Here is a 12,312-nt window from a genome sequence, read left to right on the forward strand (position 1 = left end):
TTTTTGACCCAAAGGTCTTTTTGATCCAACAGTCCTTATTAAAAAAGGGCTTTGACCTCATAGTTAATGGTTGAGGGTTCTTGACAATGCCTTATTTACCTATCAATATGATAGGTATTAACTCAATGGATGAGTGACATGAAAAAGAATAACCCACAAGGAAAGGTGGTGTTTCCACTTAGTGAGTTTACCGCTCGAAAAATCATTAATGATCTAGCAGAAAATCATACCAATCGAATCCGTTGGAGCAAGCATATCAAAGAGAGAATGCTTGAACGTGGTGTGACAACGGGGCAGGTTTTAGCGTTGCTGAAGAGTAAGCGCTCAGTATTCCGTGAAGGGCCTTATCTCGAGATTAATGGTGATTGGAAATTTAACATAAAAGGAATGGCGGCAGGATCTATTATAGAGCTCAGTGTCGCCATTAAGAACCATACTGATAACCCGACTTCAATTCTCATTACAGTTTGGGTTCATTAGGAGTAAAACGATGTATCACTATACAGAATGTGGTTTGCCTAACGTCTACTTAAAAAACGGTTTTACCATTGAACATATAGACGGCGAAGACTACACCAGCATTGATGATATGAATAACTTGCATGTCGCTATAGCGCAGACAATAGCAGACGGCCACACGGCACTTCGTCCGGCGGAATTTAAGTTTTTACGCATAGAGCTGAACCTATCGCAAAAAATGCTCGGACACCGCTTTGGTGTATCCGAACAAACGATAGCGCGTTACGAAAAAGGTCAGTCAGACATCCCTCGAACGACAGATGCCGCACTTCGATCTCTATTCATGGAAAAATTAGAGAAAACGAACTCCGTTAGCTACTTTCTAGACCTACTTTCTGATGCCGAAGCACAGCAAGCCGCAAAAGAAATCTTACTGGAAGAAGTCGATAACCACTGGGGAATTGCGATATAGCTAGACGTAGTGGAATTCGAACAATTAGGGTCAGATGAAAATAAAATTATCTGCCCCTAATTTCTACGTCGACAACGCGAGAGTAATCGAACTTTAAAACCCTATGGGGTCGAATTCCTTTTTGACCTCATAGCGTAAACGCTTTAATTTGCCGATCTTTATTTCGTACTTTCATTTCAGGAAAAGCTGAGCGGTTTTTATTTTTCATACACAACAAAATATTTGCGGGTCGGCTCGACCACTTCCCAGCTGCCCTGAAAGCCTGCGGAGATTACAAATCGGTCACCGGCTGTTACTCGTATAGGCTCTTTTCCCTCTTCGGTGATGAGGCTTATGCCTTCAAGAATATGGCAGTATTCTTCTTCGCTGTAACGGATTTTCCATTTGCCTTTGTCGCTTTGCCAGATGCCAGCGGAGAATGTTTCTGAGCTGTCTGTGTACTCCATCCACAGTTTTTGGAGTGGATTTCCTTCGAGTCGTTTTTCTTCTGAGACGTAATATTCTTCGGCTTGAATATCAGTATCTAAACGTGTAAATCCCATCTTCATCCTTCCTGTTCGTTTAATAAAAAAACTTGCTAAAGGCTGAAGTTAAAGACTTAACAAACGGATTGCTATACCTCCTAAAGGATAGGTTGAGGACAATATCAAGCGCCGACTCTTGTTCTATTTGTTGTGTCCTTCCTTTTCGTTCTGTCTGTTTTTCCCGTAATAGTGTCCCAAAAAACATTTTTTAAGATAGATAGCATATTGCCTATTCTCGATGTACATTGACGGCTCGATCTTGTTTCTTCGACAAGGTCATTATTGGCTATTCATTAAAGCTTATCAGTCTGTTTCCCCTGCAATGTTGGCGTTCAAATAGGAGTGCTAGATGCAATCAAAGTTTACGGTTCAAGTCGATTCTTTCCAGAAGATCAGTAAGATTCAAAACGCGTGGTCGGTTGGCGATTTTAAAGCGCTTTTGACGATTATGGATTTTGACGACGATGTCGACGCGATGGACGCAGGCGAGCTGCGCGAGATGTGCATGATGTCGTTAAGCGATTTGAAACCAGAGGACGCTGCGGCGGTGGTGTTAACGCATAGTTTTCCGACGTTGTCTCGCGGTAAAGTTGAGCAGATTAGCCATGATATGATGGATGAGCATTGCTGGGAGGAATACCCAGATTGCCTGTATCACGAGCGTTTCTTTAATGCGTATTCGTTGTTGCGAGAAGCGTTTAATGGCAAGTTTGCCAAACCAACCGGTGTTGAAATAGCGCTTACGGTAACCGCGGCTCACAGTGAAGATATGACGATTTTTGATGACTCGCTTCATTCTTCCATCGTGCGTTTATTGGCAAGTGGCCAGGACGATGATGCACTGATTAATCGTTTGTACGAAGAGCAAATCCAAGGGAAATATTTTCCTGAAGCGAAGGGCATTGTGTGGCAGCTGAAGCAGATCGCGGACAATGGCTTATCGCGACAGTTTAGTTTGGTTAGCTCTTATTTCTGGTTGGAATTTTTTGAACAAGTTGATGAATTCAAAGCGGTGTCTCACGCAGATAGCGCCGCCTAGCGCTGTGATGTATCAGGCATTTGCATGGTTATGAAATGAAAAGCGAATCCTAGGGTTCGCTTTTTTCTGGGTTGGCCGTTGTTAAATCGGTCAATTCGGGTTGTTTTTTCGCACACAAGCTCCATTTTAAACGAATGTTCGAACACTTTATTATTGAGGATTAAGATGACGGCTTCCCCTATACAAATCGTTTGTCAAAGTTGCGCCACAAAGAACCGTGTGCCGAAAGACAAGCTTGGTAATACACCTCTTTGTGGCAAATGTAAAAAGCCCGTTCTTTCAACCCGTCCCATTATGGGCGGTGATAATAATTTCAGACGCTATATTACAGACAGCGACTTGCCAGTGGTGGTTGATTTTTGGGAGTCTTGGTGTGGGCCGTGTCAGCAATTTGCGCCTATTTTCGAACACGTCGCGGGTGATCTGTCGACAAAAGCCTGTTTTATGAAGTTGGATACAGAGCAGAATCAAACCACGGCGGGTGGCTATAATATTCGTTCTATTCCGACTTTGATGATCTTTCATCATGGCAAAGAAGTGGCGCGTTTGTCAGGCGCGTTACCGAAAACACAATTCCAGCAGTGGCTAGCTCAGAACTTACCTAATATTTAAAGTTCGAGTGATATTGGTAGGGCGTTAGACACTGGTATCAAAATGCATTTCTACAAATTTCTCGTATAACACGTCTTCTGTTTCGCGTCTGTCAGGATCGGGTTTTACACAGTCTATCGGGCAGACGGCAACGCAGGTGGGTTGGTCGTAGTGACCAACACACTCTGTGCATCTATCGGGATCGATAACATAAATCTTCGCGCCCATGGTGATGGCCTCGTTTGGGCATTCGGGCTCGCACATGTCGCAGTTTATGCAGCGGTCGTTTATTAATAGTGCCATTGTCTTGCCTCTATGCTGTCGTAGTAGCGTGAGGCTGGCGTGTAGTTTGTCCAGCCGATAGGTTTCTTAATAAAATTCCCATCGAGGCATCGATGTTTTGTGGGCAAGGAATCGACACAGTGTGACCACTGCCTTTGGCAACGTCGATTGGGTGGCCATTTTTGTCGTTCAATTCGGTCAATTGAAAAGTAACATTGCCTTTTGGTGTCATCAGTTCCAATGAGTCACCTACGCTAAAGCGGTTTTTTACCTCTATGGTGAGCGTGTCGTCGCTTGTTGCGATGACTTCACCAACAAATTGTTGCTGTTCGCTGACGGAGTTGCCTGTTTCGTAGTTTTGCAAGTCCACATGGCGATGGCGTTGTAAGAATCCATCGGTGTAACCTCGGTTCGCGAGGTTGTCTAAGCGGTTCATTAGACCTTCGTCAAAACGCTGACCAGTGACAGCGTCGTTAATGGCTTGGCGGTATATTTGCGCGGTTCTGGCACAGTAATAAAACGATTTGGTTCGGCCCTCAATTTTTAATGAATGCACACCCATTTTCACCAAGCGCTCTACGTGTTGAATGGCACGCAAGTCTTTGGAATTCATAATATAGGTGCCATGTTCGTCTTCAAACGCTGGCATGTATTCGTCTGGGCGGCCGCGTTCTTGAAGCAAGAAAAGCTGATCAGTTGGCTCTTGTACTTGCACAGAAGCCTCTTGAATTTGAGCTGTCTGTTCAGGAACGTATAACGAAGCGCCACTGGTGGCAATGATCTGTCCAGCGTCATCTTGTGTCGCTTCGTGGGCATTGTATTCCCAGCGACAGGCGTTTGTGCACGCACCTTGGTTTGGGTCGCGTTTGTTCATGTATCCCGATAGCAGGCATCGACCAGAATACGCCATGCATAATGCCCCATGCACGAAGACTTCCAGTTCCATTTCGGGCACTTTCATACGAATTTCTTCGATCTCGTCTAAGGACAATTCACGCGACAGTATTACGCGGGAAATGCCTTGTTGTTGCCAGAACTTGACCGTTGCCCAGTTGACCGCATTGGCTTGTACCGAAAGATGAATTTGCTGATCAGGGAAGGCTTCTCGCACCATCATAATTAAGCCTGGATCTGACATGATGAGGGCGTCTGGATTGAGATCGATGACCGGCGCTAAGTCGTCAAGGTAGGTTTTTAATTTGGCATTATGGGGAGCAATATTGCTGACCACGTAAAGTTTTTTGCCCAGCTGGTGAGCTTCATTTATGCCGATACCAAGTTTTTCCAAGTCAAACTCGTTATTACGCACTCGCAATGAATAGCGTGGTTGACCCGCGTATACCGCGTCTGCCCCGTAGGCAAAAGCATAACGCAGGTTTTTTAACGAACCAGCTGGAGAGAGTAATTCTGGAAAGAAGGCTTTTTCTTGAGACATGAGGTTCACCGATCGATCAAAACGGGCGGAGTTTACCTGTGTGTTGATTGAACTCAAGCACTGTCGGTGGGATAACTTGTTTAAATAAAACGACTTTGATGCAGGTCAAAAATGTAGGAAAAACCCCAAAAAAAACGGATCAAGAGACCCGCTTTTTTTGTATCTGTCTGTTAGTGAGCCTGATGCGATTTAAAAGTCGTAGGCGGCAGTAACATACACGCGACGTCGTTCACCTACGAAAGAGCCGTTTTTCTCCGTAAACCCACTGACGGCGTATTCTTTGTCGAATAGGTTTTTGATGTTCAGCTGGAATTTCCAATCTTCCCAGCTCGTTTGCCAAGACGCATCATAAACTGCATAGGGTTTGATGGTTTGTCCTTGTCGGTTGATTTGGTCACTTACATAGTCTGCACCGAAGGCAATGGAGGAGGTGATACTTGGGAAATCGTATCGAGTCCAAAGGCCGAGCTGGTTATATGGCGTATTGGCAAATCGGTCATTATTAGAGTACTGAATATCCGCGTCGGTTGACTCTTTTACTACTGTGTCGTTGTAGGCGTAATTGACGTTTGCTACCCAACGAGGTGTGATATCGGCCATCACATCAATTTCTATGCCCTGACTGCGAACTTTACCTATCGAAACTAATAGACTGGCGTCATTTGGGTCTTCCTGAAGGATGTTTTCACGAATGATGCGATACGCAGCAATGTTTACATTTAGCTTGTTTTGCAGCCAGTAAGTACGCAAGCCCGCTTCAATTTGATGGCTTTCTTCTGGGTCGAAATACCCGTCAGTTGACGATTCTTGGTTGGAAGCAGACTGAGGTACAGAAACCTGTTGATGCGGACACATAAGGCTTAATGTGTTCATTTAGTGCGTAGGTTGCCCCTATGCGCGCAGAGTAGCCGGTGTCATCGTATTCGGTTTCTGTATTTTTTATATTATTGGTGTATTTTTCTTCGTATCGATCAAAGCGAACCCCCGTGGTTAAATCCAGTTTATTGGTGATGGCCCATTGGTCTTGAGCAAACACACCAACACGGTCTAAAACGGTTTCTTCGTCTGTGTTGAGCTTCATGCTGTAGCTACTGACGTCTTCTGTGTAATCAGGATTACTTAGACTGAGAGCAGAAGCCGTAGCATTGTAATAGAGAAAGTCGCCATATAGATGATAATAGTCTGCACCGACTAAGACGGTATGGTCACCCAACTCAGCGATTAAATTACCTGCGACCGTAGTGCCTTTTTTGTTGCGAACTTGGTCGCGATATTGACGTGTTACCATATCGCTATCAGTCGAAGAAATTCCGGTCACTTCATGGTATTTCTGCGTTTCGGTATTTTCAAAATAGCGTAATGTTAAATTACTGGTTAGCCATGTGTTAATGTCGTGGTCTAAGCGAGCTTGAAAGACTTGAGCATCCAGCTCTTGGAAATCACTTGATGAGTTCGAGTTCCAAGACGTATCGGCCAAGAAATTACCGTCGTCATCCGTAGGGATACCGCGTAATCGCGCCCCTGAAATGTACTGATGAATCTTGGTGTATTGAAGATTCAGCGTGTTGTTGCTGTCGATATCCCACGCATAACCAAGATCAATGATCTGATTTTCTTCTTCTACGTTCGTGCGGTACGAATCCTGTCCGTCTGAGTAAACACCAACTCGGTAACGCTGAGACGCATCTTCATTTGCGGGGCCAGAGGATTCAATGCTACCGCTTAAAAAGTCTTTGTTTCCGGCACTGATTTTCAGCGTATTTTTCTGTTCATACGTCGGTTTTTTGGTGACGTAGTTGATAACGCCGCCCGGTTCACCTGCGCCGTACAGGGCGCCAGATGGGCCTTTTAAAACTTGCACTTGTTCAATGGTGAACAGTTGTGGAATAGAAAAACCACTGAAAGGGTCGCCACGCATACCGTCATATAAGATTTCATCTTGATTGAAGCCACGCAGTGTTACGTTGGCGACATTGTTTTGCGACATGCCTGAGATTGAGCGATACAAATCGGTAACCTGTCTTGCCGCTTGGTCTTCTATTAATGCTTCTGTGACTACTTGAACCGACTGCGGCGTTTTGTCGATAGGTGTTGCGGTTTTTGTCGCGAGTGTCGCTTCGTCTTCTTTGTACAACGATAAAGCACGTCCTTGTACTTGCAGTGTTTGAAGTTCTATGTCGGATCCATCCTTAATTTGAGCATCTCCCTCATTGAGATACACACTTTGCTCAGTATTGCTTGTTGTCTCTGCAAGCAGTGCTGTCGAAAACACAAGCGCCCCACAGGCTTGCATCATGATTAAGGTGGTTCTTAGTGCCATAGCTAAACCCGTTATAATGATAATTAAACGCGCATGTTAGTGTTTATGATAGTCATTTACAAATGAGAATTGGCGAACAAAACTTACAATAACTGCGAAATACTTGGGGTGAGGGACGTTTTGGAAAGGGAGTCAGCCAGAAAAACACGAGAGGTGCCTTTCTGGCTGTAAGCAGTGCAGGCGTGTTTAGGCTTTTTCAGCGGCCAGTCTGGTTGCCTTGATGTACCCTTGCAAGGTGTCTTTTAGTTGAAGGCGCTGTTTCTTCAATTTTTCTTCTTCAAACGTGGCTGCTGGCACAATTTCTTGCTCGATTTTCTCAACCGCTTTTGTCAGGTGGTTGTATTCGTCATACAGCTTTCTGAAATGCGCATCGTCCATTTTTAGTTGATGAATGTCGTCTTTGAATTCTGGGAATTCATTAATAAGTGTGTGGTCTTCAATTGGCATAACTTTCTCCTTTAAGTGTTTGCTTTAAGATTAGGTTAGCCTAGTTAAGCGATTTCTCTCTTGATGCTTGTCAGGCTTTCCTTAGATTGTTATGGCTTGTTTATTGCATTTTTCAAGCGTTAGGAAGCCCGTATAGGATAGGTGTCATGGTTTGATGGATATCTTTGCTTATATTTGACGAAAAAGCCGCAGTAGAGCACCTTGCTGCGGCTTATTTCGGTTTTTATCTAAACTGTCTCGTTTCGCCCAATCCAACGCGTATTGGTTAGAAGTTGAGTTCGACTCTTGGTTTGCTGCTCTTAGAAAGGTCTATTTCTGGCGAGCAAAGGAAGATTCTGGACGATGTAATCCCTTCACTTACCAGATAGTCTTTTAGGTGGTCAGCGCGTTTTTGCGCTAAATTTCTGGCTTGCTCTTTGGTCTCATCGTCAATGGATACCGGTGGTTTTTCAAATCCTAAATCCACAAAACTGGTCACGCCGCAGGCTTTAAGTTGGCTGTCTTTTTTGTCCTTCATTAAGGCGGTAAGCTGGTTTAAAAATGCCTCTTGCGAATCGTTCAAAGTGTCTTCTTCAGCGTTGAAAATGAGCGGTTCTACTCGGATTTTCAGCAGCTGGTCACCCGCCAGTTGAGCAATGCTAATGACGTTGGCATAGGGAATAAATGTTTGCATTAAGTAAGTACTGGAAGCGGTATACAGTGCTTTTTTCACCGGTAAGAATAGGAAGTCTTTCCAGCCAAATTCTGGGTTATTGATGTCCCCAGACAGTGGAATGTTTAAGTCTATATTGTTGTCGCTGTCTTTTAAGATACCAACAGCAATGTTCAAAGGCACTGCGCCGGCTCTTACGACGGAATTACTGTCTTGGCGGCCACCTAAGTCAAATTCTCTCAGTACAATGTGAGAATCACCATTTAATGTGCCGCTTTTTGCCTCTAGGTTGAGATCCAAATCGAGTTGACCGGAGTCGATTTGATAGCCTAATACGTTGGCGATATACGACGAAAAAGGCGGCAGCTCGGCTTCTCGCACTTGGACTTTGCTTTGAAGCGTTAACTTATCGGCCAGCGGCCACACCGTGGCGTCGGCTTTCAAAGTTGTGTATTTGCCACTGCGCGCTTTGAATGAAAACACAGTTGCTTGGTCTTTTTTCTTCGAATTTAAGTCGCGTAAGGACAAAGTTTCTATGTCCAGTGATCGCTTCAGTGTTGGCGTGATACTTCTATCTTGGAAGTAAATGCTGGAAGCGCCCGTGGTATCGTACGCACCAAGAACCACATAATAGGGCGCTTTAAAAGCGGGATCTTGTGCATCCGTGGCGATAGGTGCGACATCATTTTCTCGTGGTACGGATTTAGTGTCTGGTGTCGGCTGGGTTGCATCTTGTTGATCTGCGCCACTGGTGAACACAAGGTTTTCAATGCGCTTTTGAGCATCAATCATTAGGTTAATGGTAAACGAATCGGCGGTGATTTGTTTGATGTCTGCACCGTCTTGATTGGCTGTCACTTCCTCTATGCGGATGTGATTGACATGGCTTAGAGATGGCAATGCCTGTTTGGTGGATTCCGTAAGTATCTGCGAAACGGTTAGATCATCGAGGTCTAACTGCGTCAGCGTGACGTTGACATTGTCGCCTTGTTGGCTAAATGACAGATCGTTCAAACTGGCGTTAGCCCAAGACGCGATGCGTTTATTATCGGTCAGTAGACTGTCTAATGCGCTACTGGAAAAGTTGATGTTTTGTCCTGTAATTCTAGGTAACTTCCCCATTTTTTGTTCAAAATCGAGTTGTTTTGCTGTCAATGTTGCTGCGCCTAATGACACCTGTTTTTCATCGATGTGTTTTGCGTTGACACCCTCAATAGCCACCTTCAACTGATCGTTTTGGGCAGATAACGCATCATCACTTTTTGTTAGTGATAAGGTATTCGACAACGTAAACACATCATAATGAGCGGTATTTCCAGCTTGTTGTACGGCCAATCCATTGCTTTGTATGTCTGTAAATAAAGACGCACTGACAGCGGCTTTAGGATCCATTGCCACGTCCACATCTTTTAAGGCAATGTGCAATTGTTTGTTTTGCACGGCAAGACTGTCTAACGATAGTGCTAATGTGTTCACGTCGAGTGTTGTGGAGGCTAGGTTGGCGTTCAGCCCGGACTCTTTATCTTGTTTGATCGTAAATGGTGTTTTCAGCGCTAAGTCGTCAAACACTATGTGCTGGCTGGCTTGAGCAAAACGGGATTTGCCCAATTGCGTTATTAGATCGCCCGTTGCCGTTATGCCCTGTTCACTTTGTTTTACATCAAATGGTGTGCTGAATTGAAGCGTTGCAAGTTGTACATCAAGATCAGCTTGAGCGAAATACGGCTTTTCCAGCGCTAAGTCTAGGCGACCTTTTGCAGTCAATCCTGATGTATCACGAGAGATATCGAACGGTAGGTTCAGAGTCAGTTTGTCCAGTTGTGCTTGGCGGTCTTCTTGAGCAAAAGACGACTGTGTGGAGTCTAATGTCATGGTGCCTGTAGCGGTTAATTGGTCGGCAGAAACAAAGCGAAGGTTAGCTTGGGACAGCTGCAGCGAGGTGGATTTGGTTGAGGATCTGTCTTGTTCGCCTAGTGGTAACGTTAGGTCTGTGATTTTAGTGTCCAGCGTCAGGTTTTTAATGTCATAAACGGCGCGGTTATTGACAGATTGCAGTGAGAACAGAAGGCTTGCATTCAGATCGAGTAGACCGCTTCCTGTGTTGTAGGGAGCTGGCAAAAAGTGTTTGAAGCTGCTGATCATCAGGCGAGTGTCTGTGATGTCGATGTTCGCATTTGCTTGTTCCGGCGAATAGTTGAATTGGCTGTCTAATGACATTTCAGCCTCATTCACTAAGACAGATGCGGCGATATTACCTTGCCATGTCAGGCCTTGACCCGATAAATCTTCAATGCGTAATTGCTTTAAAATTACGGTATCGGATTCAACCGGGGTGTTTAAGTCCGCTTGTCGAGATAGAGAGACTTGCCCATCGCGAAAGGTAAACTCCGGTAATGTAATCGACCAGGGCGTGCTGGCGTTGTCAGCGGAATTTTCTTCCTCTGTAGATGCTTCTGACTGGTCTGTTGGTGCAATGAATTGTGTCGTATTGATACCAGCCACGATCCAATTTTTTTCCTTCTGAGCGACTGTTAAGTGCAACCCTTCAATGTTTGCTTCAGAAATATGCACGGTTTTGGTGAACAGAGGCCAGAATTCAATGCCGAATGTCGCTCGCTTTAGCGACAAGGTATCGTGTGTTTTATCGTTTATAACAATGTTTTTTACATCAATTTTGGGTGGGAAAAAATCAATCGATAAAGCCCCTACCGAAAGGTCTTTACCTTGCTCGTTCAGGTAAGCGGTAAGATAGTGTTGCGCCACATAGGGAGTAGCAAACCAGATGGCTGTGACAAGGCCAGTAACAGCGGCAAAGGGGTAAAAGACAAAGTGTTTGAAATGTTGGCGTGTCATCATAAAGTGCCTTTTGGTGAAGCGTATGAGGGGAAAAAGTTTAACCGTGTTCGTCTTTCTCTACTGTCTGATCTGTATTTTCGGAACGCAGCGGCATGCGCATTAAATAGGTTGTGACGCAAAGGCCAATCACGATTAATCCGATGGTGGCCCAAAAGCGAGACACGATAAAAATGGAGATCGCCATGCCCGTCCACATGAATAAAATGGCGCGGTTTCTGGCGTGTTTTGGAATGCCGTCAGAAGACTGCCAATCCCGAACAATAGGGCCAAAAAATTTGTGCTCAAGTAACCAAGTGTGGAATCGATTTGATGATTTAGAAAAGCACCAAGCGGCCAATAAAACCAAGGGGGTTGTGGGGAGTAAAGGCAAAAAAATACCAATAATGCCAGTGATAAGTGAAAACCACCCAAGCATTAAATAGAGAATTCGCTTTCCTTGCATAGGCTTGCCCACGTAAAAGGTAAAAGAAATGGGCTGTTATCTCGCCAACCCATTTCCATTATGCGGTTATTTTCCAGAATTAAAAATAGCCGCCATGCTGTCTTCTGGTTCGCTTTCCACCAGTGGCCATCCACCAAGGCGTTTCAAACGATTCACCATTTCGCAAAAGAGTTCAGCGGTTTTTTCAGTGTCGTATTTCGCTGAGTGTGCTTCGGAGTTGCTAAACGGGATAGAGGCCGCTTCACACGCTTTCGCTAACACAGTTTGTCCATATACCAGCCCTGCTAAACTTGCCGTATCGAAGCTCGAAAATGGGTGGAATGGATTGCGTTTTACATCCGCTCGCTCAATGGCTGCGTTTAGGAATCCGTGGTCAAATGCGGCGTTGTGCCCCACCAAAATGGCGCGTTTACAGCCTACAGATTTCAGTTCTTTGCGAACTTTTGTAAACATTTGAGACAGCGCTTCTTCTTCTGGCATGTCCTGTCTATCAGGAGCAAACGGGTCAATGCCGGTAAAGTCGAGCGCTGCTTTTTCAAGGTTTGCGCCTTCAAATGGCTTGATCAAAAATTCTAATGTTTCATGGATGTATAAATCGCCATTTTCATCCATTCTTAGGATGCTGGCCGCCATTTCTAACAAAGCATCTGTTTTTTGATTAAAGCCTGCGGTTTCTACGTCGATAACAACAGGTAGGAAGCCGCGGAATCGATCTTTGATTTCATGGTTTGACAAAAGAAGGTCCTTAATTCTGCCGCTTGATCAACAGTAACGGTATACAATAGGATCGCAT

General features: G+C 44.8%; 13 protein-coding genes. 4 read left to right on the plus strand and 9 right to left on the minus strand.

From position 1 onward, the window contains the following. Positions 1-138: 138 nt before the first annotated feature. Entirely contained in the window at positions 139-480 is a 342-nt protein-coding gene (locus N5P32_RS09965) for a DUF4258 domain-containing protein (protein WP_265728931.1), read from the plus strand. Positions 481-490: 10 nt separating this feature from the next. After that, the gene (locus N5P32_RS09970; RefSeq protein WP_265728932.1) at positions 491-931 is read left to right on the plus strand and encodes a helix-turn-helix domain-containing protein; all 441 of its coding nucleotides are present in this window, start codon (positions 491-493) and stop codon (positions 929-931) included. A 197-nt stretch (positions 932-1,128) separates the two neighbouring features. On the opposite strand, the gene N5P32_RS09975 is transcribed toward N5P32_RS09970, so the two are convergent. Further along, a complete protein-coding gene (locus N5P32_RS09975; protein ID WP_265728933.1) occupies positions 1,129-1,473 on the minus strand; it encodes a cupin domain-containing protein in 345 nt (114 codons plus the stop codon). A gap of 331 nt (positions 1,474-1,804) precedes the next feature. Between N5P32_RS09975 and N5P32_RS09980 the strand changes: the two genes are divergently transcribed. Beyond that, a complete protein-coding gene (locus N5P32_RS09980) occupies positions 1,805-2,494 on the plus strand; it encodes a hypothetical protein (RefSeq protein ID WP_265728934.1) in 690 nt (229 codons plus the stop codon). Between the two features lie 165 nt (positions 2,495-2,659). Then, positions 2,660-3,106, plus strand: coding sequence for a thioredoxin TrxC (gene trxC, locus N5P32_RS09985; RefSeq protein ID WP_265728935.1), 447 nt, complete (start codon positions 2,660-2,662; stop codon positions 3,104-3,106). A gap of 24 nt (positions 3,107-3,130) precedes the next feature. On the opposite strand, the gene N5P32_RS09990 is transcribed toward trxC, so the two are convergent. The 8 genes from N5P32_RS09990 to rnt all read right to left on the minus strand — a co-directional run bounded on the left by N5P32_RS09990 (position 3,131) and on the right by rnt (position 12,254). Next, positions 3,131-3,388 carry a YfhL family 4Fe-4S dicluster ferredoxin gene (locus N5P32_RS09990; protein ID WP_265728936.1) on the minus strand — a complete coding sequence of 86 codons (258 nt, stop codon included), beginning with the start codon at positions 3,386-3,388 and terminating at the stop codon, positions 3,131-3,133. Positions 3,389-3,398: 10 nt separating this feature from the next. After that, on the minus strand, positions 3,399-4,802 hold the full coding sequence (gene trhP, locus N5P32_RS09995) for a prephenate-dependent tRNA uridine(34) hydroxylase TrhP (protein ID WP_265728937.1): 1,404 nt from the start codon (positions 4,800-4,802) through the stop codon (positions 3,399-3,401). Between the two features lie 189 nt (positions 4,803-4,991). Further along, positions 4,992-5,675, minus strand: a complete 684-nt coding sequence (locus N5P32_RS10000) for a TonB-dependent siderophore receptor (protein ID WP_265728938.1) — start codon at positions 5,673-5,675, stop codon at positions 4,992-4,994. Further along, positions 5,596-7,122, minus strand: a complete 1,527-nt coding sequence (locus tag N5P32_RS10005; RefSeq protein ID WP_265728939.1) for a TonB-dependent siderophore receptor — start codon at positions 7,120-7,122, stop codon at positions 5,596-5,598. The genes N5P32_RS10000 and N5P32_RS10005 overlap by 80 nt, the downstream gene beginning before the upstream one ends. A gap of 186 nt (positions 7,123-7,308) precedes the next feature. Then, a complete protein-coding gene (locus N5P32_RS10010; RefSeq protein ID WP_265728940.1) occupies positions 7,309-7,569 on the minus strand; it encodes a YdcH family protein in 261 nt (86 codons plus the stop codon). A 265-nt stretch (positions 7,570-7,834) separates the two neighbouring features. Beyond that, positions 7,835-11,077: a DUF748 domain-containing protein gene (locus tag N5P32_RS10015; protein WP_265728941.1), complete on the minus strand. Its 3,243-nt coding sequence runs from the start codon at positions 11,075-11,077 to the stop codon at positions 7,835-7,837. A gap of 37 nt (positions 11,078-11,114) precedes the next feature. Continuing rightward, positions 11,115-11,519 (minus strand): YbaN family protein, encoded by a 405-nt coding sequence (locus N5P32_RS10020; RefSeq protein WP_265728942.1) that lies wholly within the window; start codon positions 11,517-11,519, stop codon positions 11,115-11,117. A 66-nt stretch (positions 11,520-11,585) separates the two neighbouring features. Further along, on the minus strand, positions 11,586-12,254 hold the full coding sequence (gene rnt / locus N5P32_RS10025) for a ribonuclease T (RefSeq protein WP_265728943.1): 669 nt from the start codon (positions 12,252-12,254) through the stop codon (positions 11,586-11,588). Positions 12,255-12,312 lie beyond the last annotated feature (58 nt).

It is taken from the genome of Marinomonas pontica, from assembly GCF_026191375.1.
Classification (GTDB): domain Bacteria; phylum Pseudomonadota; class Gammaproteobacteria; order Pseudomonadales; family Marinomonadaceae; genus Marinomonas; species Marinomonas pontica.

Excerpts from the sequence above, each read along its gene's own strand:
- N5P32_RS09965 (WP_265728931.1), top strand. The coding sequence starts at position 139 with ATGAAAAAGAATAACCCACAAGGAAAGGTGGTGTTTCCACTTAGTGAG.
- N5P32_RS09970 (WP_265728932.1), top strand. The coding sequence starts at position 491 with ATGTATCACTATACAGAATGTGGTTTGCCTAACGTCTACTTAAAAAAC.
- N5P32_RS09975 (WP_265728933.1), bottom strand. The coding sequence starts at position 1,473 with ATGGGATTTACACGTTTAGATACTGATATTCAAGCCGAAGAATATTAC.
- N5P32_RS09980 (WP_265728934.1), top strand. The coding sequence starts at position 1,805 with ATGCAATCAAAGTTTACGGTTCAAGTCGATTCTTTCCAGAAGATCAGT.
- trxC (WP_265728935.1), top strand. The coding sequence starts at position 2,660 with ATGACGGCTTCCCCTATACAAATCGTTTGTCAAAGTTGCGCCACAAAG.
- N5P32_RS09990 (WP_265728936.1), bottom strand. The coding sequence starts at position 3,388 with ATGGCACTATTAATAAACGACCGCTGCATAAACTGCGACATGTGCGAG.
- trhP (WP_265728937.1), bottom strand. The coding sequence starts at position 4,802 with ATGTCTCAAGAAAAAGCCTTCTTTCCAGAATTACTCTCTCCAGCTGGT.
- N5P32_RS10000 (WP_265728938.1), bottom strand. The coding sequence starts at position 5,675 with ATGAACACATTAAGCCTTATGTGTCCGCATCAACAGGTTTCTGTACCT.
- N5P32_RS10005 (WP_265728939.1), bottom strand. The coding sequence starts at position 7,122 with ATGGCACTAAGAACCACCTTAATCATGATGCAAGCCTGTGGGGCGCTT.
- N5P32_RS10010 (WP_265728940.1), bottom strand. The coding sequence starts at position 7,569 with ATGCCAATTGAAGACCACACACTTATTAATGAATTCCCAGAATTCAAA.
- N5P32_RS10015 (WP_265728941.1), bottom strand. The coding sequence starts at position 11,077 with ATGATGACACGCCAACATTTCAAACACTTTGTCTTTTACCCCTTTGCC.
- N5P32_RS10020 (WP_265728942.1), bottom strand. The coding sequence starts at position 11,519 with ATGCAAGGAAAGCGAATTCTCTATTTAATGCTTGGGTGGTTTTCACTT.